Origin of the sequence: Streptomyces sp. NPDC085460, assembly GCF_044541975.1 — a bacterium.
Taxonomy (GTDB): Bacteria; Actinomycetota; Actinomycetes; order Streptomycetales; family Streptomycetaceae; genus Streptomyces.
In genome coordinates this window covers 247,379-274,289 of the sequence record NZ_JBITTO010000006.1, presented here as the reverse complement: position 1 = coordinate 274,289, position 26,911 = coordinate 247,379, and the positions used below count along the sequence as shown (strand labels likewise).

Below are 26,911 nucleotides of genomic sequence, written 5' to 3'. Positions count from 1 at the left end.
CGCACACGGCGGACGCCCGGAGGGAACCATCCCTCCGGGCGTCCGCCCGTTCACCCCACCTCGTCCTTCGCGACCAGCCGGCCCGCCGTGAAGCACAGCCGGTAGACCGGCCGCTCCGCGAACACGGTCGCCCGGTAGTAGCGGCACTCGTCCGCCCCGCCCGGCTCCGCCGGCAGCCCCTGCGGCGGCTTCTCCAGGGCGTGGTCCGGCAGGTCCTCCACGATCTCCCCGTACGCCTGGCCGACCAGCAGCCGCGCGTAATTGTCGGGCTCCAGGTACGAACGGGCCTGCGACCACAGCGCGACCCCGGCCGTCAGCACCGCCAGCGCGGCCAGCAGCGCCAGCGGGATCCAGATCGCCCGCACCAGGTCCGCCCGCACCCGCCGCCTGGCCCGGTCCAGCTCCCGCGCCGAGGTCGGCGCGGCCGGCACCGCCGCCGGCGCCCGCCGGGGCAGCACGGCCGTCAGCGCGAACCCGCCGCCCCGCACCGGGCCGTGGGCGAGCGTGCCGCCCGCGAGCCGCACGCGCTCGTCGAGGCCGACCAGACCGGAGCCCGCGGCGGCGGGCGGCCCCGTCACGGTGCCGGGCCCGCTCTCCACCCGTACCGTCACCCGCTGCCCGGTCTCCCGGACCTCGACGGCGACGGCGGCGCCCGGGGCGTGCTTGGCCGCGTTCGTCAGCCCCTCCTGCACCACCCGGTGCAGCGCCCGGCCCGCCATCCCCGGCAGCTCCGGCGGGACGCCGGAGAGCGTCACGTCCAGCCCCGAGGCCCGCGCCCGGTCCACCAGCTCGCCCGCCGTCTCGTCCGGCGGACTCGTCGGCGCCCCGGCGCCCTCCTCCCGCAGCACCCCGATGACGTCCCGCAGCCGCTCGGTCGCCTCCGCCGCCGCGAGGCGCAGCTCGCCCGCCGCCCGCTGCTGCGCGGGCCCGAGCCCCGGATCCACCTCCAGGGCGCCCGCCCGCACCGCGATCAGCGCCAGGTCGTGGCCGAGGGAGTCGTGCATGTCCCCGGCGATCCGGGACCGCTCCCGCAGCCGCTCCCGGTCGGCCACCGCCGCCTGCTCGCGCTCCATCCGGTCCGCCAGCTCCCAGCCGCTGCGCACGAGCCGGTCGTACTGGCGCACGTACCGGCCGACCAGCCAGGGCGCGACGATCGCCAGGGCGAGGGCGAGGAGCAGGGTGAACCAGGGGCCGAGGGAGGTGCCGGTGAGCCGGGTGAGGAGCAGCCCCACCGCCGCCACCGCGCCGAACAGCCAGAACGAGCCCCGGGTGTGGTCCTGCCGCCGCCCGGCGAGGTAGCCGAAGGCGACGAGGGCGAGGCTGTACGAGGGAGTGAACAGCTCCAGGGAGGCGGGCAGGCTCGCCGCGACCGTGACCGCGAGCGGCAGCAGCGGCCACCGGCGGCTGACGGCGACGCAGCCGCCGAGGACGGTGATCCCGGCCGCGACCTGGAGCCAGGAACCGCCGTCGTTCGGGTCGGAGCGGAGCAGCACCGGGACGGAGAGCAGCAGCCACAGCGCCAGGTCGAAGAGGCGGCGGCGCGCCGGGGAGGTCTCAGGCACCATCCGGCCCGTACCCGTGCCCGTGCCCGTGCGCCTGGCGCTGCGCCGGCGCCTGCACCTGGCCCTGCCCCTGCCCCTGCCCCTGTTCGTGTCCCTGTTCGTGTCCGTGCGGGTCGCCGACGAGGCCGGCCTCGTGGGCGAGGACCGCGAGCTGGACCCGGTTGCGCAGGCCGAGCCGGCCGAGGACCGCGCTCACGTGCGCCTTGACGGTGCCCTCGACGACGTACATCCGGGCCGCGATCTCCTGGTTGGAGCAGCCGGCGGCGAGCAGCGAGACGACCTCCCGCTCGCGGCCGGTGAGCACGGCGAGGCGGGCGCGGGCGGCGGCGGCGCGGGTGAGGCGCTCGCCGCCGAGGGTGTCGATGACCCGGCGGGCGACGGTCGGCGAGAGGGCGGCGCCGCCGGCGGCGACCGCGCGGACGCCGGCGATCAGCTCGCGCGGGTCGCCGGACTTGAGGAGGAAGCCGCCGACGCCGCCGCCGAGGGCGCGGGCGATGTAGTCGTCCTCGGAGAAGGTGGTGAGCATGACGACGGCCGTGTCCGGGAGGGTGCGGCGCAGCGCGTCGGCGGCGGCGAGGCCGTCGAGGCGGGGCATCCGGATGTCGAGGAGGGCCACGTCGGGCCGGTGCAGCCGGGCCAGCTCCACCGCTTCGTGCCCGTCGCCCGCCTCGGCGACCACCTCGATCCCCGGGTCGGTGGTGAGGATGGCCCGCACCCCGGCACGGATCATCGCCTCGTCGTCGGCGAGCAGCACCCTGATCATGCGGTCCAGCCTACGGCGGGACCGGCGGCGCCCGGGGTCCGGCGAAGGGCCCCGGGCGCCGCCCGCGCGGCTAGCGCAGGAGCACCCCGGCGCCCTCCCCGGCCTCGCCGCCCGGGTCCTCCGGCAGGGCGAGGAGGCCCGGTTCGGCGGGGTGGGCGAGGCGGGGGTGGGCGGGCAGGACGCGGACGGTGCAGCCGAAGGGGCCGGTGCGGTCGAGCTCCAGGGTGCCGGCGTAGGGCTGCCGGCCTTCCAGGTCCGGGCCGCCGACGGGCTTGAGGGTGACCGTGCGGGTGTCGGTGAGGGTGTCGTCGGTGGCGGCGCGGCCGGTGACGGCCTGCACCTCGACGTCGTCGGGGGCGAGGCCGCCGAGGGCGACCCGGACCCGGACGACCGGGGTGGCGCCCAGTTCGGCGGCGGTCTCGCCGAGGTCGTCGCCGATCTCCACGTGGTCGACGGAGACGCCCGGCCAGGCCGAGCGGACCCGGGCCTTCCAGGCGGCGAGCTCCCGGGCCCGGTCCGGGGTGAGCGCCCGGCGGGCCTCGGCGGCGGGGACGTACAGCCGCTCCACGTACTCGCGGACCATCCGGTCGGCGAGGACCTTGGGGCCGAGTTCGGCGAGGGTGCGGCGGACCATGGCGGTCCAGGCGGCGGGGACGCCGTCGGGGCCGCGGTCGTAGAAGCGGGGGGCGACCCGGCGTTCGATCAGCTCGTAGAGGGCGGCGGCCTCCAGGTCGTCGCGGCGCTCGTCGTCGGCTCCGGCGGTGCCGTCGGCGGTGGGGATGGCCCAGCCGAACTCGGGCTCGAACCACTCGTCCCACCAGCCGTCGAGGACGGAGAGGTTGAGGCAGCCGTTGAGCGCGGCCTTCATGCCGCTGGTGCCGCACGCCTCCAGCGGGCGGAGCGGGTTGTTGAGCCAGACGTCGCAGCCGGGGTAGAGGCCGCGGGCCATCTCCATGCCGTAGTCGGGCAGGAAGACGATCCGGTGCCGGACCCGGGGGTCGTCGGCGAAGCGGACCAGTTCCTGGACGAGCTTCTTGCCGCCGTCGTCGGCCGGGTGGGCCTTGCCGGCGACGACGAGCTGCACCGGCCGCTCGGGGTGGAGCAGCAGGGCGCGCAGCCGGTCCTTGTCGCGGAGCATCAGGGTGAGCCGCTTGTACGAGGGGACCCGGCGGGCGAAGCCGATGGTGAGGACCTCGGGGTCGAGGGCGCTGTCGGTCCAGCCGAGTTCGGCGGCGGCGGCGCCGCGCTGCCGCCAGGAGGCCCTCAGCCGGTCGCGGACGTCGGCGACGAGCCGGGTGCGCAGGGTGCGGCGCAGTTCCCACAGTTCGAGGTCGGTGGCGTCGGGGCCGAGGCGGCCGACCTCGGGCGCGGTCCAGGTGGGGGCGTGGACGCCGTTGGTGATGGAGGTGATCGGCACCTCGTCGGCGTCGAAGCCGGGCCAGAGTCCGGCGAACATGGCGCGGCTGACGGCGCCGTGGAGGGTGGAGACGCCGTTGGCCCGCTGGGCGAGGCGCAGGCCCATGGCGGCCATGTTGAAGACGGCGGGCTCGCCGCCGAGGGGGGTCTCGTCGCCGAGGGCGAGGATCCGGCCGGTGTCGAGGCCGGGCAGGGCGCCGTCGTCGCCGAGGTGGCGGGCGACGAGGCCCCGGTCGAAGCGGTCGATGCCGGCGGGGACGGGGGTGTGGGTGGTGAAGACGGTGCCGGCCCGGACGGTCTCCAGGGCGGTGTCAAAGTCCAGCCCCTCGCCCTGGAGTTCGCGGATCCGTTCGAGTCCGAGGAAGCCGGCGTGGCCCTCGTTGGTGTGGAAGACCTCGGGTTCCGGGTGGCCGGTGAGGCGGGTGTAGGTGCGGACGGCGCGGACGCCGCCGATGCCGAGCAGCATCTCCTGGAGGAGCCGGTGCTCGCTGCCGCCGCCGTAGAGCCGGTCGGTGACGGAGCGCTCGCCGGGGGCGTTCTCCTCGACGTCCGAGTCGAGCATGAGCAGCGGGACCCGCCCGACCTGGGCGATCCACAGCTGGGCGTGGAGGCTGCGGCCGCCGGGCAGGGCGAGGGTGATCCGGGCGGGGGTGCCGTCGGGCTCGCGGAGCAGGGCGACGGGCAGCTCGCCGGGGTCGAGGACGGGGTACTGCTCCTGCTGCCAGCCGTCGCGGCCGAGGGACTGCCGGAAGTAGCCGTGCCGGTAGAGGAGCCCGACGCCGATGAGGGGGACGCCGAGGTCGCTGGCGGACTTGAGGTGGTCGCCCGCGAGGATGCCGAGCCCGCCGGAGTACTGGGGCAGGGCGGCGGCGACGCCGAACTCGGGCGAGAAGTAGGCGAGGGCGGCGGGCCCGTCGCCGGAGCCGCGCTCCTGGTACCAGCGGGGCCGGCCCAGGTAGGCGTCGAGGTCGTCGGCGGCGGCGGTGAGCCGGGCGAGGAAGTCCCGGTCGGCGGCGAGCGCGGTGAGCCGGGACGCGTCCAGGGCGCCGAGGACGCGGACCGGGTCGGCCCCGGCGAGCCCTTCGGGGGCGAGGGAGTCGAAGAGGGCGCGAGTCGGTTCGTGCCAGGACCAGCGCAGGTTGCGCGCCAGGGCGGCGAGGGGTCGGAGGGTGTCGGGGAGGACAGGACGCACGGTGAATCGACGGATTGCCTTCACGTGTCCCACCTTCGCAGGCCGGTGACGGAACGGAGCGGACGCACCACGCTGTGCATCCGGCGTGCCGCACCGAGCCTAGGCCCTGGATCCGGGTGCGCGCGGGGCGCCCGGGGGCGCGGACGGGGCGTCGGGGGGCGCGGACGGGGCGTCGGGGGTGTCCGGACAGCCCGGAGGCGGGGCGCCCGTCACGGTGCTCCACCGACCCCCAGGGACTGGATGTCGACCAGGTTGAGCGCCTCGTGGACGAAGACGTTGGTCAGCCGCGGGTTGCGGTAGGCGACGATCTTCTCGGCGCTGAACGGCAGGTAGTAGGCGCCGTCGGTGACGCGGTGGTTGATCTCCTGGTAGAGGCGGGTCGCCGCGGCGTCGTCGGTCTCGGCCGAGGCCCGGTCGAACAGTTCGTCGATCCGGGGGTCCTTCACCCGGGCGTAGTTGCTGTTGCCCTCGTCCCTGCCCAGGGCGCTGTCGGCGAGCGGCTGGAGGAAGCCTGCGCCGGTGGGGAAGTCGGCCCCCCATCCCAGGACGAGCATGCCGATCCCCTTCTCCTTCAGGATCGCTGGCGAGCCGAGGGCGGAGAAGTAGGCCGGGACGTTGTCGAAGCGCTCGATCTCCAGGGTGATGCCGACGGCCTTGAGGTCGCTCCGCAGGGCCTCGACCACCTGGAGGTCCTTGGTGTTGCCGCTGTTCACGGCGACCTTGGTGGTGAAGCCGCCGGGCTTGCCGCACGCCCGCAGCGCCTCCTCGGCCTTCTCCCGCCGGGGTTCGCCCCCGGTCAGGCCGAAGGGGTCGTAGGAGTCGGCGCCCCGGACCGTCGGGGGCAGCATGCTGCCCTGCGGCGAGGAGAAGGTCTCCCCGCCGCGCGCGGCCCGCAGGGACGTGGTGCCGGTCGCGTACACCACCGCCTTGCGGCAGTTCACGTTGTTCAGCGGGGCGGTGTCGGAGATCATCCCGGCCATCCGGAGGTACCCGCTGTACGGGTTGTCCGCGTGGGCCTTCAGCTTCGGGTCCGCGAGCACCCTGGCGGCCGTCTCCGGCGACAGGCCGATCTGGGAGGCGTCCAGGTCGGCGGTGCCGGCGAGGAGCCGCTCGTCGGCCTTGGCCTGGTCGGGCTCGATGGTCAGCTCGACGCGGTCCGGCAGGGCCTTGCGGATCGGGTCGGTGGCGGGGTCCCACTTCTCGTTGCGGACGAGGACCAGCGACCGGTCGGGCTGGTACGAGGAGAACCGGTACGGGCCCGAGGAGAGCGGCCTGGTCTCGTAGCGGGCGGCGGAGTCGCGCTGGCGGGGCACGGGGGCCGTCGCGCCCATGGTGAGCAGGTAGGGGAACCGGGAGTCGGGCTCGGCGAGCCGGAAGACGAGCGTGTGGTCGTCCGTGGCCTCGACGGACCGCAGGCCCGACGACCCGGTGTCCTTGTACGGGCCCGGGTAGTTCTGCTTCTGGTCGAGGACGTCGACGAGGTACGTGGGTCCGCCGACGATCTCCGTCGCGAAGACGCGCTCGATGCCGTACTTGACGTCCGCGGCGGTGATCGGCGTGCCGTCCTCGAACGTGAGGCCGGACCTCAGCCGGAAGGTGTAGGTCCGGCCGTCGGGGGACACCTGGGGCTGTGCCGCGGCGAGGTCGGGGACCACCTGGAGGCCGTCCTCGCCGGGTGCGGCGGCGTACGTCATCAGGGTGCGGGTGTAGAGCCGCTGGATGTTCCAGGCCCATCCCGAGTAGGAGCGGGCCGGGTCCCAGGAGTCGGCGTCCGTCGAGCTCACCAGGCGAAGGGTGCCGCCCTTCTTGTCGGAGGCGTTGACGACCTTGCCGACCGCCCCGTTGAAGCCCTCGCCGGTCGCCGGGGAGTCCCCTCCCCCGTCCTTCCCCTTGTCCTTCCCCTGGTCCTGCTGCTGTCCCTGGGTCCCCTTCCCCGACGGGTCGTCCTTCTGGGAGAGGACCACGGCGGTGACGCCGCCTCCCGCGACCAGGGCGATGCCGAGGGCGATCGCCGCGATCCTGCGGCCCCGGGGACGTCCGGGCGCGCGGGCCGGGCCGCCGGCGGGACCGGAGGGGTACGGGGCGGGGGCGGGGGCGGTGGTCGCGTACGGGTTCCCGGCGTACGGGTTCCCCGCGGCGGGGAGCGTCGCCGGCATCGCGGGCGGCGGCGTGGCCGGCATCGCGGGCGGTGCGGCGGGGCCCTTCGCGAGCGGGACGCGGGGATCGGGCCGGGGCTCCGGGGCGACCGGGGGCGGAGCCGGTGAGGTCCACGCGGTCGGCGCCGGACCGGGAGCGGGGGTGGTGGGCGCGGGTGCGGGGGTGCTCGGGGTCGGGGCGACTGCCGGCGCGGGGCCGGGGGTGGTCGGGGGCGGCGTCGGGGCGGGTGCCGGCGCGGGACCGGGGACGGACAGCGGCCCGAGGGCGCCTCCCGCCTCGCCGAGGGCCGTCGCCACCGCCTCCGGCAGCCAGTGGGTCTCCTTCGCCGGCCCTCCCCCGTAGGTGTGGCCGCTGCCCTCGCCGAGCAGTCCCGCGAACTCCGCGAGCAGCTCCGGCACGGTGGGCCGCCGGGCGGGGTCCTTCTCCAGGCACCGGCCGATGAAGCCGACCCCCGGCGGGAGCAGGCGCAGGTCGGGTTCCCCGTAGACGGCGCGGAAGTTCACCGAGTGCGCGGAGCCGGTGCCGAACGGTCCGGTTCCGGTGGCCGCGAAGGCCAGCACCGCGCCCAGCGCGAACACGTCGGTCGCCGGGCCGACGGCGGTGCCCGCCACCTGCTCGGGCGACATGAAGCCGGGGGTGCCGATCACCATGCCCGTCTGGGTCAGGACGTGCGACTCGGCGATGAGCGAGATGCCGAAGTCGATCACCCGGGGGCCGTCGGGGGCGATCAGCACGTTCGACGGCTTCAGGTCACGGTGGACGAGACCCGTGCCGTGGATGGCCTCCAGGGCCTCGACCAGGCCCGCCCCCAGGTAGAGCAGCGAGCGCAGGGGCCACGCCCCGTGCGTGCGCACCGCCGTCTCCAGGGGCAGCCCGGGGACGTACGCGGTGGCGAGCCAGGGCGGCGAGCCCAGGGGGTCGGCGTCGACCACGGCCGCCGTGAAGAAGCCGGTGACCCGCCGGGCCGCCTCCACCTCGCGGACGAACCGGCGCTGGAACTCGGGGTCCTCCGCGAGTTCGGCGCGCACCACCTTGACCGCGACCATCCGGCCGCTCGTGGACCGTCCCAGGTAGACGCGTCCCATCCCGCCCGCCCCCAGGCGCGCGAGAATCCGGTACCGCCCGACCTGACGCGGGTCCGACCCGTCCAGCGCTTGCAAGACCGCCCCCGTCCCCGGCGCCGCATCCCCTGGGCGCCGGGACGATTAGATCAGATCGGCCGCCGGGCCCGGGGGCCGGTTCACGCCCTGCGGGGCGCGGCGGCCCGGTACTCCCCGGGGGTCATGCCGTAGGTGGTGCGGAAGGCGAGGTGGAAGCCGACCCTGCTGCGGTAGCCGACGCGGGCGGGTACGGCCGACTGGGGGAGCCCGGTCTCGGCGAGCAGCCGGGCGGCCTCCCGTATCCGGCGGGCCGTCAGATGGCGTGCCGGGGGTGTGCCGACGGTCTCGCGGAAGGCGGCGGTGAAGGCGGAGCGGGACATCCCGGCCTCGCGGGCGAGGGTGACCACGGTCCAGGGTTCGGCGTAGCGGGTCTCGATGGCGGCGAGGGTGCGGCCGATGCCGGGGTGGGGGTACGGGCCTCCCGGCGGGCGGGGCGCGGCGGCCAGGAGGAGGGCGGTCTCCAGGACGCGCAGGGCGAGCAGCGGGTCGCCGGGGCCGGGGCGCCGGCCGGGGGCGGCGAGCAGGGCGAGGGTGTCGCGGAGCAGCGGGGTCGCCTCGACGCGGGCCCGGTCGAGGCGCAGGGCGCGGGGCAGGGCGGTGACGAGCGGGGACGCGGCGCGGCGGTCGTATCCGGTGCGGACGGTCAGCAGCCGGGCGCCGGTGCCGGGCGCGCCGAGTTCGAGCAGGCCGGCGGCGGGGCCCGCGGGGGGCGGGGTGCCGGAGGCGTCGGGTCCCGCGGCGAGGCGGTGGCGGGCGCCGGTGGGCAGCAGCGCGAGGTCGCCCGCTGCGAGGTCGAGGGCGGCGGCCCCGGCGGCGGAGAGCCGGCATGTTCCGGCCAGTACGTGGTGGAGGACGGCCCGGGCCGTGCCGGTCTCCGTGTCCATGGGCGTCTCCCGTCCGCGCAGCCGGTGACGACGGACCGTCAGCGTAGCGAGGGCGGCGGGGGGATCCGGCCTCCTCCGGCGCCGGGCGGGTTTCTTGTCCGGCTCGCGTCCTTGCCCGGCTCGCTACGCCCTAGTAGTTAACAAAGGGCCGGATTGCCCACCCGAGTAGCTGGGGAAGGCTCCACCGGTAACCCCCCGAATCCGTCCTCCCCGTACCCGTCTTCATCCCTGTGGGCCCGCCATCCGAGTGAACGCGGAGGGGCGCGGCGATGCCGTCCTCCCCCCGGCCTCCGGCGCGGCTAGAAAGAGCGCACCACCACCCGCACCCCCGCAAACCGTCAGGTGATGCTGTGAATCCGCTCATGGGACGCATTCCCGTACTGGACGTCCGCCCGCTGGTCGACTGTGGCCGGCGCCCCGCGAAGGCCGTGGCCGGCGAGACCTTCGAGGTCTCGGCGACGGTCTTCCGCGAGGGCCACGACGCGGTCGCCGCCAATGTCGTACTGACCGGCCCGACCGGCCGGACCGGCCCGTGGACCCCGATGCGCGAGCTGGCCGAGGGCACCGACCGCTGGGGTGCCGAGGTCACCCCGGACGCCGAGGGCCTGTGGACGTACACCGTCGAGGCGTGGAGCGACCCGCTGGCGACCTGGCGCCACGCGGCGAGGATCAAGATCCCGGCCGGGATCGACTCCGAACTCGTCCTGGCCGAGGGCGCGGAGCTGCACGAGCGGGCCGCCAAGGGCGTCCCGAAGAAGGGCGGCGGCCGGGAGGCGGTGCTCGCGGCGGCGGACGCGCTGCGCGACGAGTCCCGGCCCGCGGCCGCCCGGCTCGCGGCGGCGCTCGCGCCGCGGGTCACGGAGACCCTGGACCGGCATCCGCTGCGCGAACTGGTCTCCTCCTCACCGGTGTTCCCGCTCCGGGTGGAGCGGGAGCGGGCGCTGTACGGCTCCTGGTACGAGTTCTTCCCGCGCTCGGAGGGCGTGCGGAAGGTCAAGGGCCGTACCGTGCCGGGGAGTTTCCGCACCGCCGCCGAACGGCTTCCGGCCATCGCGGCGATGGGCTTCGACGTGGTCTACCTGCCGCCGATCCATCCGATCGGCGAGACGCACCGGAAGGGCCCCAACAACGCGCTGTCGGCGTCCCCGAGCGACGTCGGCGTGCCGTGGGCGATCGGCTCGCCGGAGGGCGGGCACGACGCGGTCCACCCGGACCTGGGCACGATCGAGGACTTTGACACCTTCGTGGCCAGGGCCCGTGAGCTGCGCCTGGAGATCGCGCTGGACTTCGCCCTCCAGTGCTCGCCGGACCACCCGTGGGTGGAGAAGCACCCGGAGTGGTTCCACCACCGTCCGGACGGCTCGATCGCGTACGCGGAGAACCCGCCGAAGAAGTACCAGGACATCTATCCGATCGCGTTCGACAAAGACATGGACGGGATCGTCGCCGAGACCGTGCGGGTGCTGCGGCACTGGATGGACCACGGGGTGCGGATCTTCCGGGTGGACAACCCGCACACCAAGCCGGTGGTGTTCTGGGAGCGGGTGATCGGGGAGATCAACGGCGCCGATCCGGACGTGATCTTCCTGGCGGAGGCGTTCACGCGGCCGGCGATGATGCGGACGCTGGGCGCGGTCGGCTTCCAGCAGTCGTACACGTACTTCACCTGGCGGAACACGAAGGACGAGCTGACCGCGTACCTGACCGAGCTGTCCGGGGACGTGGCGGCGCAGATGCGGCCCAACTTCTTCGTGAACACCCCGGACATCCTGCACGCCTACCTCCAGGAGGGGGGCCGGCCGGCCTTCGAGGCGCGGGCGGTGCTCGCGGCGACGCTCTCGCCGACCTGGGGGATCTACGCCGGGTACGAGCTGTGCGAGAACACCCCGCTGCGCCCGGGCAGCGAGGAGTACCTGGACTCGGAGAAGTACCAACTCCGGCCGCGCGACTGGGAGTCGGCGGAGCGCTCGGGCGCGTCGATCAGCCCGCTGATCACCTCCCTGAACCGGATCCGGCGCCGTCACCCGGCGCTCCGGCGCCTGCGGAACCTGACCTTCCACACGACGGACAACCCGCAGGTGATCGCGTACTCGAAGAAGTCGGGTTCGAACACCGTTCTGGTGGTCGTCAACCTCGACCCGCACCACACCCAGGAGGCGACGGTCTCGTTGAACATGCCGGAACTCGGCCTCGGCTGGCACGAGACCGTGCCGGTGCGCGACGAGCTCACCGGCGACACCTATCACTGGGGCAGGAACGCCTACGTACGCCTGGAACCGGGCGTCACGCCCGCGCACGTGCTCGTCCTGCGACCGTCCCCGCAGACCGGAGGGTCACCCACCACATGACTGTCAACGATCCCGTCCCCGACACCTTCGAGGACACCCCCGCCAAGGACCGCGACCCCGACTGGTTCAAGCGGGCCGTCTTCTACGAGGTCCTCGTCCGGTCCTTCCAGGACAGCAACGGCGACGGCGTCGGCGACCTGAAGGGCATCACGTCCCGCCTGGACTACCTCCAGTGGCTCGGCGTGGACTGCCTCTGGCTGCCGCCGTTCTTCAAGTCCCCGCTGCGCGACGGCGGCTACGACGTCGCCGACTACACGTCGGTCCTCCCCGAGTTCGGCGACCTCGCCGACTTCGTGGAGTTCGTGGACGCGGCGCACCAGCGCGGGATGCGCGTGATCATCGACTTCGTCATGAACCACACCAGCGACCAGCACCCGTGGTTCCAGGAGTCCCGGCGCGACCCGGAGGGGCCGTACGGCGACTACTACGTCTGGGCCGACGACGACAAGCAGTACGCGGACGCCCGGATCATCTTCGTCGACACCGAGACCTCCAACTGGACCTTCGACCCGGTCCGCAAGCAGTACTACTGGCACCGCTTCTTCTCGCACCAGCCGGACCTCAACTACGAGAACCCGGCGGTGCGGGAGGAGATCCTGTCGGCGCTGAAGTTCTGGCTGGACCTGGGGATCGACGGCTTCCGGCTGGACGCGGTGCCGTACCTGTACCAGCAGGAGGGCACCAACTGCGAGAACCTGCCGGCGACGCACACGTTCCTCAAGCAGGTCCGCAAGGAGATCGACGACCACTACCCGGACACGGTGCTGCTCGCCGAGGCCAACCAGTGGCCCGAGGACGTCGTGGACTACTTCGGCGACTTCCGCTCCGGCGGCGACGAGTGCCACATGGCGTTCCACTTCCCGGTCATGCCGCGGATCTTCATGGCGGTGCGGCGGGAGTCCCGGTACCCGGTCTCCGAGATCCTGGCGAAGACGCCGGCGATCCCCTCCGGCTGCCAGTGGGGCATCTTCCTCCGCAACCACGACGAGCTCACCCTCGAGATGGTCACCGACGAGGAACGCGACTACATGTACGCCGAGTACGCCAAGGACCCGCGGATGCGGGCCAACATCGGCATCCGGCGGCGGCTCGCCCCGCTCCTCGACAACGACCGCAAGCAGATGGAGCTCTTCACCGGGCTGCTCTTCTCGCTGCCGGGCTCGCCGGTGCTGTACTACGGCGACGAGATCGGCATGGGCGACAACATCTGGCTCGGCGACCGGGACGGGGTGCGGACCCCGATGCAGTGGACCCCGGACCGGAACGCGGGCTTCTCGTCCTGCGACCCGGGCCGCCTCTACCTGCCGGCCATCATGGACCCGGTCCACGGCTACCAGGTGACCAACGTGGAGGCGGGGATGGCCTCGCCGTCCTCGCTGCTGCACTGGACGAAGCGGATGATCGAGATCCGCAAGCAGAACCGGGCGTTCGGGATCGGCACGTATACCGAACTGCCGTCCTCCAACGCGGCGGTACTCGCCTTCCTCCGCGAGGCTCCTCCGGAGGAGGGGGAGGACGCCGACCTCGTGCTGTGCGTGAACAACTTCTCGCGGTTCGCGCAGCCGACCGAGCTGGACCTGCGGCGCTTCGCCGGGATGCGGCCCGTCGAACTGATCGGCGGGGTGGAGTTCCCGGCGATCGGCGAGCTGCCGTACCTGCTGACGCTCGCGGGCCACGGCTTCTACTGGTTCCGCATGAAGCGGAGTTGACGGTCGGCCCTTTCCGGGCGGGGCGGTTTCCGCCGCCCCGCTCGGGGAACTGTGTCCCACACGCGATTCAGCCCCATCCGGGTCCATCCATATGGATCTTCCCTTTCCGACACGTCCCGCACATCCGGACAGCCCCAGCCGCCATCCGGGACAATCTGCGCATTTGAACGCCTACGACGCCCACGTGCGCGCCCCGGGGAAAGGACGCGATGCCATGCCGGAGACCGCATCCACCGCCCGGGCCACGGACGCCCTCCTTCCGTCCCTGACACCCCTGCTCCACGAATGGCTGCCCCGGCAGCGCTGGTTCGCGGGCAAGGGCCGCCGGGTCACCGGATTCACCCTGGACGCGGCCACCGAGCTGCTGCCGCTGGACGGCGCCGGACCCGGACTGCTCCACCTCCTGCTGCGGGTCGAACAGCCCGGCCGCCCGGCCGGCGTGCCCGCAGACTGCTATCAGATCCTCCTCGGCGTACGGACCCAGCTGCCGCCGCGGCTCGCTCCCGCCCTCATCGGACGCGTCCGGCAAGGCCCCTTGGCCGGCCGCGCCGTCTACGAGGGGCTGCGCGACCCGCGCCTCGCCGGGCTGCTGTACGAGCGGCTGCGCACCCCCGGCAGCACCGGGCCGCTCCGCTTCCACGCCACCCGCGCGCTGCCCGGGGCGCTCGCCCCCCGGGTCCTCGACGCCGAACAGTCCAACTCCTCGCTCGTCTTCGGCGACGCCTACATCCTCAAGATCTTCCGCCGGGTCAGCCCCGGCGCCAACCCCGACCTGGAGCTCCCCCTCGCCCTCGACCGGGCCGGCTGCGCCCGCGTCCCGGCGCCGGTGGCCTGGTTCGAGTCGGGGGCGGCCACGCTGGGCGTGCTCCAGCCCTACCTGCGGGACTCGCGGGACGGCTGGCGGCTCGCCCTCGACTCCCTGGCGGCGGGACGGGAGTTCAGCGGCGAGGCACGGGCGCTCGGGCGGGCCACCGCCGAGGTGCACCTCGCCCTCGCCGAGGCCCTCCCCACCCAGCGGCTGCCGCGCGCCGAGACCGAGGGCCTGGCGGCCGCGATGGACCGGCGCCTGCACGCCGCCGCCCAGGCGGTGCCCGCCCTGCTGCCGTACGTCCCGGGCCTGCGGGCCGTCTTCGCGGCGGCGGGCGGCGCGGAGGGGGCGGGAGCGGTCCAGCGCATCCACGGCGACCTGCACCTCGGGCAGACGCTGCGCGGATCCGACGGCGCCTGGGCCGTCATCGACTTCGAGGGCGAGCCGGCGAAGCCCCTCGACGAGCGGCGGCGCCCGCAGCCGACCGTCCGCGACGTCGCCGGCATGCTGCGCTCCTTCGACTACGCGGCCCGCACCCACCGTCCCTGGAACGCGGACTGGGCGGCGCGGTGCCGGGCGGCGTACTGCACGGGCTACGCGGAGGTCGCGGGGGCGGATCCGCGCGCGGACCCCGCGCTGCTGCGCGCCTACGAGACGGACAAGGCCGTCTACGAGGTCGTGTACGAGGCGCGTCACCGTCCCGACTGGCTCCCCGTCCCGATGTCCGCCATCCACCGTCTCTCCACCGCCTCTTGAGCCGGGAACCCGCCATGGCCGAGATGGCCCGTTCGGCGGAGTTTCCTGGCACCCGGCGAGGGAGTTGCCTATTTCGTACCCTTTTCTCTGCTTCAGGAGGCTTCCGGTGACCGCCAAGACGCCCCGCACGGCGCCCCCTCTCGACCCCGGCGAGCGCGCGCGGCTCCTCGCCGGAGAGCATCACGATCCGCACGCGCTGCTCGGCGCCCACCCGGTGAAGGGCGGAGTGGTCCTCCGGGCGCTGCGCCCCTGGGCCCGGAGCGTGACGGCCGTGCTGCCGAAGGGCCGGAGAGTCGAGCTGCGCGACGAGGGCGACGGCCTGTTCTCGGCGCTCGTACCGCTGCTGCGCAAGGTCCCGGCGTACGAGCTGCGGGTGGAGTACGGCGACGGGGAGCTCGCCGTCCAGGACCCGTACCGGCACCTGCCCTCCCTCGGCGAGCTCGACCTGCACCTGATCGGCGAGGGGCGGCACGAGGAGCTGTGGACCGCGCTGGGGTCGCGGGTGATGACGCACGGCGGGGTGGCCGGCACCCGCTTCGCCGTCTGGGCGCCGAACGCCCGGGGGGTCCGCGTCACCGGCGACTTCACGCACTGGGACGGCACGGGGCTGCCGATGCGCTCCCTCGGCTCCACCGGCGTGTGGGAGCTGTTCGTGCCCGGCGTCGGCGAGGGAGCGGTCTACAAGTACGACATCACTCGCCCCGACGGCTCGCACACCGTCCGCGCCGACCCGATGGCCCGCCGCACCGAGTGCCCGCCGGACACCGCCTCGATCGTCACCGAGTCGCACTACGAGTGGAGCGACCAGGAGTGGATGGCCCGGCGCGGGGCCCGCCCTCCGCACGAGGCGCCGATCTCCGTGTACGAGCTCCACCTGCCGTCCTGGCGCCCCGGCCTGACCTACCGTCAGCTGGCCGAGGAGCTGCCCGCGTACGTCCGCGAACTCGGCTTCACCCACGTGGAGTTCATGCCGGTCACCGAGCACCCCTTCGGCGGCTCCTGGGGCTACCAGGTCACCGGCTTCTACGCGCCGACCGCCCGTCTCGGCACCCCGGACGACTTCAGGTTCCTGGTGGACGCGCTGCACCGGGCCGGGATCGGCGTCCTGATGGACTGGGTGCCGGCGCACTTCCCGAAGGACGACTGGGCCCTGGCGGAGTTCGACGGGCGCCCGCTGTACGAGCACGAGGACCCGCGCCGCTCGCACCACCCTGACTGGGGCACCCTGGAGTTCGACTACGGCCGCAAGGAGGTGCGGAACTTCCTCGTCGCCAACGCGGTCTACTGGTGCCAGGAGTTCCACGTCGACGGCCTGCGGGTGGACGCGGTGGCGTCGATGCTCTACCTCGACTACTCGCGCGAGTACGGCGAGTGGTTGCCGAACGAGTACGGCGGCCGGGAGAACCTGGACGCGGTCGCCTTCCTCCAGGAGATGAACGCCACCGTCTACCGCCGCTGCCCCGGCATCGTCACCTTCGCCGAGGAGTCCACGGCCTGGGACGGCGTGACCCGGGCGACGGACCTGGTCGGCCCGGGCGGCCACGGCGGCCTCGGCTTCGGCATGAAGTGGAACATGGGCTGGATGCACGACTCGCTCCAGTACATGGAGAAGGAGGCGGTGCACCGCAAGTACCACCACCACGAGATGACCTTCTCGATGGTGTACGCGTACAGCGAGAACTACATCCTGCCGATCTCGCACGACGAGGTCGTCCACGGCAAGCGGGCGCTGGTCTCCAAGATGCCCGGCGACTGGTGGCAGCGGCGCGCCAACCACCGCGCCTACCTGGGCTTCATGTGGGCCCACCCGGGCAAGCAACTCCTCTTCATGGGGCAGGAGTTCGCGCAGGGCGCGGAGTGGTCGGCGGAGCACGGTCCCGAGTGGTGGCTGCTCGACCCGGAGTACGGGCCCTCGGCCGACCACCGGGGCGTGAAGGACCTGGTGCGGGACCTGAACCGGGTCTACACGGCGACGCCGTCGCTGTGGGAGCGGGACACCGCGCCGGAGGGGTTCCAGTGGGTGGTGGGGGACGCCGCCGACGACAACGTCCTCGCCTTCCTGCGCTACGACGCCTTCGGCTCGCCGCTCCTCGCCGTCTGCAACTTCTCCCCGGTCGTCCGCCACGACTACCGGCTCGGCGTGCCGGACTCCTTCGCCGCCTGGGGCGAGGTGCTGAACACGGACGCGGCCCGGTACGGCGGGTCGGACGTGATCGGCACCGACCCGGTGAAGACCGAGTCGGTGCCGTGGCACGGCCGTTCGGCGAGCGTCCGGATGACGCTGCCGCCGCTCGCGACGGTCTGGCTCAGGCCCGCCTGAGTCCGCCGGCGGGCCTGACGGTCCTCAGGCCCGCCGGACGACGCCGAGCCGCTGGGTGGCCCGGGTCAGCGCCACGTACAGGTCGTTCGTGCCGTGCGGGGCGCCGGCCCGGATGCCGTCCGGGTCCACGACGACGACGCTGTCGAACTCCAGGCCCTTCGCCTGCCGGGGATCGAGGAGGACCACCGGCCGGGTGAGGTCGGGTGCCGGGCCGTACGAGGCGTCCGGGAGGGCCGCGACCAGGGCCGGCAGCAGCTCCGCCGGGGCGATCACGGCGAGCCTGCCCTCGGCGCCGGCCTCGGCCGCGACGGCGTCGGCGGTCTCCTTCACCGGGTCCTCGGCGGTCCGGTCCCAGGGCTCGACGCCGGTGGAGCGGACCGAGCCGGGCGGCTCGAACGACGGGTCCTCCTCCCGGCGCACGGCGGCGGCGACCGCCATGATCTCGGCGGGCGTGCGGTAGTTGACCCCGAGCCGCACGTGCTGCCAGCGGTCCTGCACGTACGGGGCGAGGATCGCGTCCCAGGCGCCGACGCCGGCCGGGTCGCCGGTCTGGGCCGGGTCGCCGACCAGGGTCATCGACCGGGTGGGGCTGCGGCGCATCAGGAGCCGCCACTGCATCGCGGACAGCTCCTGGGCCTCGTCGACGATGATGTGGCCGAAGGCCCAGGTGCGGTCGGCCGCGGCCCGCTCGGCGGCGGTGCGGTGGTCGGCCTCCTCGTGCCGCTCGGCGAACCGCTCGGCGTCGATGATGTCGTGGGCGGACAGCACCTCGGAGGCGTCCTCGTCGAGCTCCTCCTTGTCCTCGAACTCGTAGGTGCGGGAGGCGAAGGAGACGTCGAGGACGCCCTGCGCGTACTGCACCTGGCGCTGCCGCTCGGCCTCCTGGGCGGCGCGGGCGGCCGAGTCGTCGTGGCCCAGGAGTTCGGCGGCCTCGTCGAGGAGCGGGACGTCGCCCGGGGTCCACGCGCCGCCGTCGCGGCGGATCGCCGCCGCGTCCTCCTCGGGGAGGTGGGTGGGCTCGGCGAGATAGCCGGCGAGGAAGTCCTCGGGGGTGAGCTCCGGCCAGAGCGTGTCGATGGCGGCGTGCACGTCGGGGTTGGCGGCGATGCCCTTGGCGAGCAGGGCGATGTCGTCGGGGCCGAGGAAGTTCGGGCCGCCGTACGGGTCGGCGCCGATCCGGTCGGCGAGCTGCGAGGCGAGGGCGTCGAGGATCCGGAAGGCGAAGTAGGGACGGGCCAGGTTGTGCGGGAGGGCCGTCTCGCGCGCCTTGTGGCGGGCCTCCAGGGCCATGTCCCAGTCGATGACCAGGTCGCCGTCCTCGTGCGGGACGATCAGCGGCGCGTCGCGCTCGGGGACCTCCTGCCGGTCGCGTACGGCCGCGGCCAGCGCGTCGGCCATCCGGGCGTCGCCCTTCACGGCGGCGGCGCGGGCGGTGTCGGCGCCGGTGGCGCGGACGCCCGGGTACAGCTCGCCGGGGGTGGCCAGCAGGACGCCGGTCTCGCCGAGCGAGGGCAGCACGTTGCCGATGTAGCCGAGGAAGGCCGGGTTGGGGCCGACGATGAGCACGGCCCGCTTGGCGAGCTGCTCCCGGTGGGCGTAGAGGAGGTACGCGGCGCGGTGCAGGGCGACCGCCGTCTTGCCGGTGCCGGGGCCGCCCTCGACGACGAGGACGCCGGCGTGCGGGGAGCGGATGATGGCGTCCTGCTCGGCCTGGATGGTCTGCACGATGTCGTGCATCCGGCCGGTGCGGGCGGCGTCGAGCGCGGCGAACAGCACCTCGTCGGCGTCCCGGCCCTCGTGCCCGGAGCGGGTGCGGTCGGCGAGGTCCAGGACCTCGTCGTGGAGCGAGACGACCTCGCGGCCCTTGGTGGTGAGGTGCCGGCGGCGGGTGAGGCCCATGGGCTCGTGGCCGGTGGCCAGGTAGAAGGGGCGGGCGATCTCGGCGCGCCAGTCGACGACGAGCGGGGTCCGCTTCGGGTCGTCCTCGCGCAGGCCGATGCGCCCGATGTGGTGGTCGCGCCCGTCCCGGAAGACGAGTCGGCCGAAGCACAGCCCGGTCTCGCCCGCGTTGAAGGCGGCGAGCAGCCCCGACTGCTCGGCCACCATGATGTCCCGCTCCAGGCGCGACTGCGCGCTCCCGGTCCCGGGCGTCCTGAGCGCCTCGCCGACGGCGGCCTCGGCCCGGTCTCTCAGGTCGTCGAGCCGCGCGTAGAGCGAGGTGATGAATTTCTGCTCTTCCCGAATTGGCTCGGTTGACAATTCGACTCCCAGCGCGATACAGTGCCTTTAGTGAAATGCTCCGCGAATTCGTCGGACATAAGCTCCGGCGGGCACACGGAATTCACTAATATAGGCGCCGCACCACCCCGACTGTCAATTCAGCCGGGGTATTTTTGTGCCGCCGTACAGCCGTACGCCTCCCCCCGCGCCGTCATTCCGCCGCGGTGTGCCGCAGGATCTCGCGCGCGAGCGGGGCGTGCACCTGCGGGGGCAGGGCGTGGCCCATGCCGGGGATCTCGGCGATCCGGGCGCCGCGGATCACCTGGGCGAGGTGCTCGGGGTGCGGGGGCGGGGTGACGGGTTCGGCCGGGGCGGCGATCACCAGGACGGGCACCTCGGTGGCGGCCAGTTCCCCGGTGCGCAGCAGCCCGGACGGGTCGGCGAGGGCGTGGGCGGTGCCGGGCGTGTGGTGTCCGGTGTGGGCGACGATCGCGCGCTCCTGCTCGCGGAACCAGTCCGTGTCGAAGGGGAGGGCGTCGCCGGCCAGGGCCCGCCAGTGCTCGACCCGGTGGTCCAGTTCGGCGTCGAGCCCGAGGTCCTCGACGGGGAGGGACCAGAACTCCAGGAGCCGCTCCGAGGGACCGGGCAGCTCCTCGGCCGGCACCCGGGTGCCGTCGGGGCGGACGTACGGGGTGGTGCTGAGCGCGGTGGTGCCGATGAGCGTGGCGCTGAGCAGCCGGTCCGGGTGGTCGGCGACCAGGAGCTGCGTGAGCAGCCCGCCGAGGGACATGCCGACGACATGGGCCCGGTCGACCCCGAACGCGTCCAGGACGGCGACGGCGTCCTCGGCGAGCCGGGAGATCGGGTAGGGCTGCTCGTCGAAGGCCCAGGTGGAGCGGCCGGTGTCCCGGTGGTCGTAGCGGATCACCCGGTGGTGCTCGGCGAGCAGCGCCACCAGCTCCTCGGGCCAGGCGAGGCCGGACGCCAGGGCGCCCATGACCAGGAGCAGCGGCGGCCGGTCGGCGTCTCCGCGCTCCTCGGCCCAGAGCCGTACGCCGGGCTCCACGTCCACAAACCGTTCCCGCGTCATGCGGTGCTCCTCCCGTGGCTCAGCAAGACGAGACGTATCGTATTGCGAGAGGGCTGAGAAAGGCAAGGGGAAAGGGGGAGGGTGGCGGGGAAGGCGGTGGGCCGGGCCCCGTGAGGGGGTCCGGCCCACCGGTCACGGGGCGCCGGCCGCCAGGCTCTTGTGGAAGGTCACGCGGCGCCGGCCGCCAGGCTCTTGTGGAAGTGGACGTCCTCCGCGCCGCCCGGGATGCCGAGCGTCCGGCCGGTCTCCACGTACCCGTGGCGCCGGTAGAAGTCCGGGGCCTGGAAGGTGAAGGAGGAGACCACCGCGCGGTCGCAGCCGCGCCGGCGCGCCTCCGCCTCGGCCGCGCGCAGCAGCCTGCTGCCCCAGCCGCCCTGCCGGTGGTCCTCGCGCACCCACAGCATGTCGATGCCGAGCAGCCCGCCCCAGGTCCAGGCGGTGAGCCCGCCGACGGTCTCGCCCGACGCCGGGTCGACCGCCCGCACCGAGAGCTCGCCCTGGTCCTCGGCGGTGGTGCCGGTGGCCGCGAAGTTGTACGCGTCGAGGCCGGCGTCCAGGATCTTCGTCAGCTCCGGGTCGCGGCCGCCGACGGTCAGCCCCGTCTCGTCGTGATCATGGTTCATGGGGCCGAGTCTGGCACGGGCGGGTCGCCCTCAGCCGAGGACGTCCGCCAGCTCCTCCCGGAGCTTCCGCTTCGGGCGGGCGCCGACCAGGGACTTCACCGGCTCGCCGTCCCGGAAGACCATCAGGGTGGGGGTGGCCAGGACGCCGTGGCGGGCGGTGGTGGCGGGGTTGTGGTCGACGTCGATCTCGACCACCCGCAGCCGGTCCGCCTCCTCGGCCGCGAGCGCGGCGAGGACCGGCTTCAGCTGGCGGCAAGGGCCGCACCAGACGGCCGTGAACTGCACGAGGACGGGCGGCCCCGCCGACAGCACGTCCGCCGCGAACTCCGCGTCGGTCGTCTCCCTCACGGTCACGGGGATCCTCGCCCCGTCCGTGGTCTGCGTCGTCTCCGTCATCTCCGTCGTCTCCGTCATCTCCGTCGTCTCCCTCATCTCCGTCACTCCTCCGTGTCGTCCGTCGGCTCCGTGCCGAGTGCGCACCGGGGGGCCGGGCCCGCGGGCAGCTCCGCCTCGGCCCGCAGCAGCTGGACGGCCACCTGGTCGCGGACCTCCTGGAGCCGGCCGAGCAGCGCGTCCAGCTCGTCGAGCTTGCGGCGGTAGACGGCCACCGACGCGGGACAGGAGTCCCCCGCCGGGTGGCCGGCCCGCAGGCAGTCGACGAACGGCCGCGTCTCCTCCAGTTCGAACCCGAAGTCCTGGAGGGTCCGGATCTCCCGCAGCAGCCGGAGGTCGCTCTCGTCGTAGGTGCGGTGCCCCTGTTCCGTGCGCCGGGCGGGCAGGAGACCGCGGGACTCGTAGTACCGCAGGGTCCGCGTGGTCGTCCCGGCCCGCTCGGCCAGCTCTCCGATGCGCATGCCGACGAACGTACGCGTTGACGCCGACGTCAAGGCAAGGCCGGGGGACGGGGAATCGGGGAGTGCCGGACCTCAGCCGGCCGCCGCCTTGAGGAGGGGGACGATCTCCGCCTCCTCGTACGCGAAGTGCGCCTCCAGCTCCGCGCGCAGCCGGTCGAACTCGGGGCGCAGCTGCTCCGGCCCGGTCTCGTCGACCCGGGCGAGCAGCCCGCGCAGCTCTTCCAGGGCGCGGGAGACGGTGTCGTGCTCGGCCCGCAGCCGTGCGAAGACCTCCGCCTTCCCGGGGAACTCCCGGGCGAGGTAAGGGAAGAGGCCGGCGTCCTCGCCGCCGTGGTGGGTGGCGAGGCCCGCGCAGAAGGTGAGGCAGTGCCGGCGGAGCTCCACCGTGAGCTCGGCCGTGCCGGGTGCGGCGAGGCCGTCGGCGAGGGCCGCGAGTTCGCCGCGCAGCCAGTCGTGGATCTTCACGAGCTCGTCGGCGAGGGCGTCGAGCCGGTTCGGCGGGGTGTAGTCGGAGACCGGGATCCGGTGGAGGACGACGACGGGCAGGACGCGGGTGGTGGCCCGCTGGTAGTCGGCGTAACCGGGGGCGGCGGCGACCACCTTCGCGAAGAGCGCGTCGCGCTCGGCGCCGGTCGCGGCGACGGCGGTGGCCTGCCAGGTGTCCGTGCCCCGCTCGACGGTCACGGTGGGGTTCACCAGGATGTTGCGGTACCAGTCCGGATGGCGGTCGGAGCCGCCGGCCGAGCCGACGACGAGGAGGCGGTCGCCGTCCTCGACGAAGCCGAGCGGGGTGGTGTGTTCCGTGCCGGACCTGGCGCCGGTGGTGGTGAGGAGAAGGAGCACCCATCCCTCGAAGGGGCCGCCGAGGCGTCCGGCGTTGGTGCGGAATTCTTCGATGAGCTTGACGTTGAAGTCGAGAGGCAATTGCCGTCCCTACTGTCCTCTTGCCTCCATGTCTCCGCTTTCGAGCGCGGACCGACACGCGACGTGAGGGGGCCATTCTCACGCCGAAGCCCTTGACGCTGTCAAGGGCCTTTCGCGCGGGGCGGGTTCCTCCCGGTGCCCGGATCCGGCTCAAGGCCCGGGTCCCGGGAGGAGGTTCACGGCGGTCAGACTCCGGCGCGGGCGCGCTCCTCGCCCTGGTCGCGCTGGTCCGGTACGGGCCCGGCGTCGGCGGCCGGGGCGTGGTCGGCGCGGGGTGCGGGGTCGGCGTGATCGTCCACGAGCGTCTTCTCGTCGAAGGGGAACTTCCCCGCCAGGACCTCCGTCACCCGCGTCCGGTCGATCTCCTTCGTCCAGGTGCCGACGAGGACGGTGGCGACGGCGTTGCCCGCGAAGTTGGTGAGGGCGCGGGCCTCGCTCATGAAGCGGTCGATGCCGACGATCAGGCCGACGCCGTCGACCAGGTCGGGGCGGTGCGACTGGAGGCCGCCGGCGAGGGTGGCGAGGCCGGCGCCGGTGACGCCGGCGGCGCCCTTGGAGGCGATGACCATGAAGACGAGGAGGGAGATCTGCTCGCCGATCGAGAGCGGGTCGCCCATCGCCTCGGCGACGAAGAGCGAGGCCATCGTCAGGTAGATGGCGGTGCCGTCGAGGTTGAAGGAGTAGCCGGTGGGGACGGTGATGCCGACGACCGGCTTGGAGACGCCGAGGTGCTCCATCTTGGCGATCAGGCGGGGCAGCGCGGACTCGGAGGAGGAGGTCGAGAGGATCAGCAGGAACTCGCGGCCCAGGTACTTCAGGAGGGCCCAGATGTTGATCCCGGCGACCAGCCTCAGCAGCGCGCCGAGGACGACGAAGACGAAGAGGGCGCAGGTCAGGTAGAAGCCGATCATGATGACGGCGAGCGACTTCAGGGCGTCGAGGCCGGTGGCGCCGACGACGGCGGCGATGGCGCCGAAGGCGCCGACCGGGGCCGCCCACATGATCATGGAGAGGATGCGGAAGACGAGCCGCTGGATGTGGCCGATGCCGCGCAGGACGGGCTCGCCGGCCGGGCCCATCGCCTGGAGCGCGAAGCCCGCGAGGAGGGCGACGAGGAGGGTCTGGAGGACCTCGCCCTCGGTGAAGGCGGAGACCAGGGTCGTCGGGATGATCCCGAGGACGAAGTCGGCGGTGGACTCGCTCGCGCCCTCCGCCTGCTTGGCGCCGGCCTCGGCCAGTTCCTTGGTGAGGTGGAGGCCGGAACCGGGCTCCAGGAGGTTGCCGACGACCAGACCGATCGCGAGTGCGACGGTCGACATCACCATGAAGTAGCCGAGCGCGAGGCCGCCGACGGCGCCGACCTTGGCGGCCTTGCGGACCGAGCCGACGCCCAGGACGATCGTGCAGAAGATGATCGGCGAGATCATCATCTTGATGAGGTTCACGAAGCCGGTGCCCAGCGGCTTCAGCTCGGCGGCCACCCCTGGAGCGAGGAAGCCCACGGCGACGCCGAGGACGACGGCGCCGATCACGGCCAGATACAGATAGTGGGTACGGTCCCGGCGTGCGGCCACGGGGTCCTCCTCGCGCTGATGGGTGTCCACGTCCCGGTGGACTCCGCGACTATCCATCAGCCTGTGACCGGGGTCACCGTTGCGTGCGTTTCGTTCATGGCCGAAACGTGCGGGCCGCGCCGCGGCGGAGAACGATTCGGGAACGCAATGCCCCGGAGCAAATCCCGGCGTGCACACTTGCTCGCATGCGTCTCCCGCTCCCCCACCCCCTCCCCCGGCCCCGCAGCCTGGCCGGCCAGCTCTTCGCGATGCAGGTCGTGCTGATGGCCGCGGTCGTGGCGGGCTGCGCGGTCTTCGCGTACCTCACGGACCGGGACCAGGCCGAGGAGACCGCGCGCCGGCAGTCGACGGCCACCGCGACGGCCGTGGCCGGCTCGCCGTCCGTGGTGGCCGCGGCCCGCACGGCCGATCCGTCCGCCGCTCTCCAGCCGTACGCGGAGGGGCTGCGCCGGCGGGCGGACGTGGCCTTCGTGGTGATCATGGCGCCGGACGGGACCCGCTGGACCCACCCGGAACCGGAGCAGATCGGCCGCCACTACCTGGGGCACATCGAGCCGGCGCTGCGCGGCGAGACCTTCTCGGAGACCCACCTCGGGACCCTCGGCCCGTCGGTGCGGACGATCACCCCGGTCCTCTCCGGCGGCCGGGTGGTCGCGCTGGTCAGCGCGGGCATCACGATCGAGCGGATCAGCGCGCAGGTACGCGAGCAGGTGACCGCGCTGCTCGGGATGGCGGGCGCGGCGCTCGCGCTGGGCGGCGCCGGCACGTACGTGATCAACGCGCGGCTGCGGCGGCACACCCACGGGATGAACGCCGCCGAGCTGAGCCGGATGCACGACTACCACGAGGCCGCGCTGCACGCGGTGCGGGAGGGTCTGGTGATGCTCGACGGGCGGCGCCGGATCGCGCTGATCAACGACGGGGCGCGCGAACTGCTGGGCCTGGACGGGGCGGTGGTCGGACGTCCGGCGGCCGAGCTGGGGCTGCCGGCCCCGCTGACCGGGGCGCTGCTCTCCTCGGAGCCCCGGGTGGACGAGACGCATCTGACCGACGAGCGGGTGCTGGTCGTCAACACCCGCCCGGTCGTGGGCGGGGAGCGGCGCGGCACCGTGGTGACGCTCCGGGACCGCACCGAACTCCAGTCGCTCTCCGGCGAGCTGGACTCGCAGCGCGGGTTCACGGAGGCGCTGCGCTCACAGGCGCACGAGGCGGCGAACCGGCTCCACACGGTGGTGTCGCTGATCGAACTCGGGCGGGTGGCCGAGGCGGTGGAGTTCGCGACTGCGGAGCTGGAGCTGGCCCAGGCGCTCACCGACCGGGTGGTGGACGCGGTCGGCGAACCGGTGCTCGCGGCGCTACTGCTCGGCAAGGCGGCGCAGGCCAACGAGCGGGGCGTGGAGCTGGTCCTCACCGAGGACAGCCGGATCGACGACGGGCTGCTCCCGCCCGCCCTGGAGCCGCGCGACCTGGTGACGGTGCTCGGCAATCTCGTGGACAACGCGGTGGAGGCGGCGGGCGGCGCCCCGCACGCGCGGGTGACCGTCACGGTCGCGGCCCGGGCCGGCGACGGCGAGCTGCTGCTCCGGGTCGACGACAGCGGGCCGGGCGTCCGTCCCGCCGACCGGGACGCGGTCCTCGGCCGGGGCTGGTCCACCCGGGGCCCGGGGCGCGGCCTGGGCCTCGCGCTGGTCCGGCAGGCCGTCACCCGCGCCTCCGGCACGCTGGCCCTGGACGAGGCGCCGGGGGGCGGCGCGCGCTTCACCGTGCGGGTGCCGCTGCGGCGGGCGGCGGGGCCGGACCCGGGTGCGCCCGCCCTCTGCGAACCCGCCGTCGCGGGCGGCTCCCCCGAGGGAGGTGCCGCGTGAGCGGGGCGCAGGAGATCAGGGTGCTCGTGGTCGAGGACGACCCGGTCGCCGCCGACGCGCACGCGCTGTACGCGGGGCGGGTGGAGGGGTTCCGGGTGGTCGGGGTGGCGCACTCGCGGGCGGCGGCGGTACGGCTGCTCGACCGGGCCCCCGTCGACCTGATCCTGCTCGACCTCTACCTGCCGGACGGGCACGGGCTCGCGCTGCTGCGGGCACTGCGGGCCGCCGGGCACGGGGCGGACGTGATCGCGGTGACGTCGGCGCGCGACCTCGCGGTGGTGCGCGAGGGGGTGTCCCTCGGGGTGGTCCAGTACGTCCTCAAGCCGTTCGCCTTCGCCACCCTGCGGGACCGCCTGGTGCGCTACGCCGAGTTCCGGGGCGCGGCCGGGGAGGCGTCCGGGCAGGACGAGGTGGACCGGGCGCTCGCCGCGCTGCGCGCCCCGCATCCGGCCGCCCTGCCGAAGGGCCTGAGCGGGCCGACCCTGGAGGCGGTGACGCGGACGCTGCGGGAGACGCCGGCGGGCCTGACGGCGGCGGAGGCGGGCGCGGCGGTGGGCATCTCGCGGATCACCGCCCGCCGCTACCTGGAGCACCTGGTGACCGAGGGCCGGGCGGCGCGGGCCCCGCAGTACGGCCAGATCGGCCGCCCGGAACTCCAGTACCGCTGGCGCGGCGGCGGCCGCTGA

18 protein-coding genes are annotated in these 26,911 nt (G+C 74.1%); 6 read left to right on the top strand and 12 right to left on the bottom strand.

The window, feature by feature from the left end:
• Positions 1-50 precede the first annotated feature (50 nt).
• The 5 genes from ACIGHB_RS17620 to ACIGHB_RS17600 all read right to left on the bottom strand — a co-directional run bounded on the left by ACIGHB_RS17620 (position 51) and on the right by ACIGHB_RS17600 (position 9,134).
• The gene (locus ACIGHB_RS17620; RefSeq protein ID WP_399914013.1) at positions 51-1,565 is read right to left on the bottom strand and encodes a sensor histidine kinase; all 1,515 of its coding nucleotides are present in this window, start codon (positions 1,563-1,565) and stop codon (positions 51-53) included.
• Positions 1,555-2,325, bottom strand: a complete 771-nt coding sequence (locus ACIGHB_RS17615) for a response regulator transcription factor (RefSeq protein ID WP_399914010.1) — start codon at positions 2,323-2,325, stop codon at positions 1,555-1,557. The genes ACIGHB_RS17620 and ACIGHB_RS17615 overlap by 11 nt, the downstream gene beginning before the upstream one ends.
• 70 nt (positions 2,326-2,395) lie before the next feature.
• Positions 2,396-4,957: an alpha-glucan family phosphorylase gene (gene glgP, locus ACIGHB_RS17610; protein WP_360310598.1), complete on the bottom strand. Its 2,562-nt coding sequence runs from the start codon at positions 4,955-4,957 to the stop codon at positions 2,396-2,398.
• Positions 4,958-5,142: 185 nt separating this feature from the next.
• Positions 5,143-8,250: an ABC transporter substrate-binding protein gene (locus ACIGHB_RS17605; protein ID WP_399914006.1), complete on the bottom strand. Its 3,108-nt coding sequence runs from the start codon at positions 8,248-8,250 to the stop codon at positions 5,143-5,145.
• An 80-nt stretch (positions 8,251-8,330) separates the two neighbouring features.
• A complete protein-coding gene (locus tag ACIGHB_RS17600; protein ID WP_399914004.1) occupies positions 8,331-9,134 on the bottom strand; it encodes an AraC family transcriptional regulator in 804 nt (267 codons plus the stop codon).
• A 362-nt stretch (positions 9,135-9,496) separates the two neighbouring features.
• Here ACIGHB_RS17600 and ACIGHB_RS17595 point away from each other — a divergent pair, with 362 nt between their 5' ends.
• From ACIGHB_RS17595 to glgB, 4 genes are all read left to right on the top strand, one after another.
• Positions 9,497-11,482, top strand: coding sequence for an alpha-1,4-glucan--maltose-1-phosphate maltosyltransferase (locus ACIGHB_RS17595; RefSeq protein ID WP_399914001.1), 1,986 nt, complete (start codon positions 9,497-9,499; stop codon positions 11,480-11,482).
• Positions 11,479-13,191: a maltose alpha-D-glucosyltransferase gene (treS, locus tag ACIGHB_RS17590; RefSeq protein ID WP_360310606.1), complete on the top strand. Its 1,713-nt coding sequence runs from the start codon at positions 11,479-11,481 to the stop codon at positions 13,189-13,191. The genes ACIGHB_RS17595 and treS overlap by 4 nt, the downstream gene beginning before the upstream one ends.
• A gap of 214 nt (positions 13,192-13,405) precedes the next feature.
• Positions 13,406-14,755: a maltokinase gene (locus ACIGHB_RS17585; protein WP_360310608.1), complete on the top strand. Its 1,350-nt coding sequence runs from the start codon at positions 13,406-13,408 to the stop codon at positions 14,753-14,755.
• A 64-nt stretch (positions 14,756-14,819) separates the two neighbouring features.
• Positions 14,820-17,075: a 1,4-alpha-glucan branching enzyme gene (gene glgB, locus ACIGHB_RS17580; protein ID WP_399913997.1), complete on the top strand. Its 2,256-nt coding sequence runs from the start codon at positions 14,820-14,822 to the stop codon at positions 17,073-17,075.
• Between the two features lie 24 nt (positions 17,076-17,099).
• On the opposite strand, the gene ACIGHB_RS17575 is transcribed toward glgB, so the two are convergent.
• The 7 genes from ACIGHB_RS17575 to ACIGHB_RS17545 form a co-directional block, all read right to left on the bottom strand.
• Entirely contained in the window at positions 17,100-19,334 is a 2,235-nt protein-coding gene (locus tag ACIGHB_RS17575) for a HelD family protein (protein WP_399913994.1), read from the bottom strand.
• A gap of 172 nt (positions 19,335-19,506) precedes the next feature.
• Positions 19,507-20,385: an alpha/beta fold hydrolase gene (locus ACIGHB_RS17570; RefSeq protein WP_399913991.1), complete on the bottom strand. Its 879-nt coding sequence runs from the start codon at positions 20,383-20,385 to the stop codon at positions 19,507-19,509.
• Between the two features lie 167 nt (positions 20,386-20,552).
• Entirely contained in the window at positions 20,553-21,008 is a 456-nt protein-coding gene (locus ACIGHB_RS17565) for a GNAT family N-acetyltransferase (protein WP_399913988.1), read from the bottom strand.
• 30 nt (positions 21,009-21,038) lie between these two features.
• Positions 21,039-21,404 carry a thioredoxin family protein gene (locus ACIGHB_RS17560; protein ID WP_399914343.1) on the bottom strand — a complete coding sequence of 122 codons (366 nt, stop codon included), beginning with the start codon at positions 21,402-21,404 and terminating at the stop codon, positions 21,039-21,041.
• Between the two features lie 41 nt (positions 21,405-21,445).
• Complete coding sequence (locus ACIGHB_RS17555; protein ID WP_360310620.1) at positions 21,446-21,862, bottom strand: MerR family transcriptional regulator; 417 nt, start codon at positions 21,860-21,862, stop codon at positions 21,446-21,448.
• Between the two features lie 72 nt (positions 21,863-21,934).
• A complete protein-coding gene (locus tag ACIGHB_RS17550) occupies positions 21,935-22,786 on the bottom strand; it encodes a nitroreductase/quinone reductase family protein (RefSeq protein ID WP_399913984.1) in 852 nt (283 codons plus the stop codon).
• 185 nt (positions 22,787-22,971) lie between these two features.
• Entirely contained in the window at positions 22,972-24,417 is a 1,446-nt protein-coding gene (locus tag ACIGHB_RS17545) for a cation:dicarboxylate symporter family transporter (protein ID WP_399913981.1), read from the bottom strand.
• A gap of 128 nt (positions 24,418-24,545) precedes the next feature.
• Between ACIGHB_RS17545 and ACIGHB_RS17540 the strand changes: the two genes are divergently transcribed.
• Together ACIGHB_RS17540 and ACIGHB_RS17535 are read left to right on the top strand one after the other, a co-directional pair.
• Complete coding sequence (locus tag ACIGHB_RS17540; RefSeq protein ID WP_399913979.1) at positions 24,546-26,225, top strand: ATP-binding protein; 1,680 nt, start codon at positions 24,546-24,548, stop codon at positions 26,223-26,225.
• The gene (locus tag ACIGHB_RS17535) at positions 26,222-26,911 is read left to right on the top strand and encodes a response regulator (protein ID WP_360310628.1); all 690 of its coding nucleotides are present in this window, start codon (positions 26,222-26,224) and stop codon (positions 26,909-26,911) included. The genes ACIGHB_RS17540 and ACIGHB_RS17535 overlap by 4 nt, the downstream gene beginning before the upstream one ends.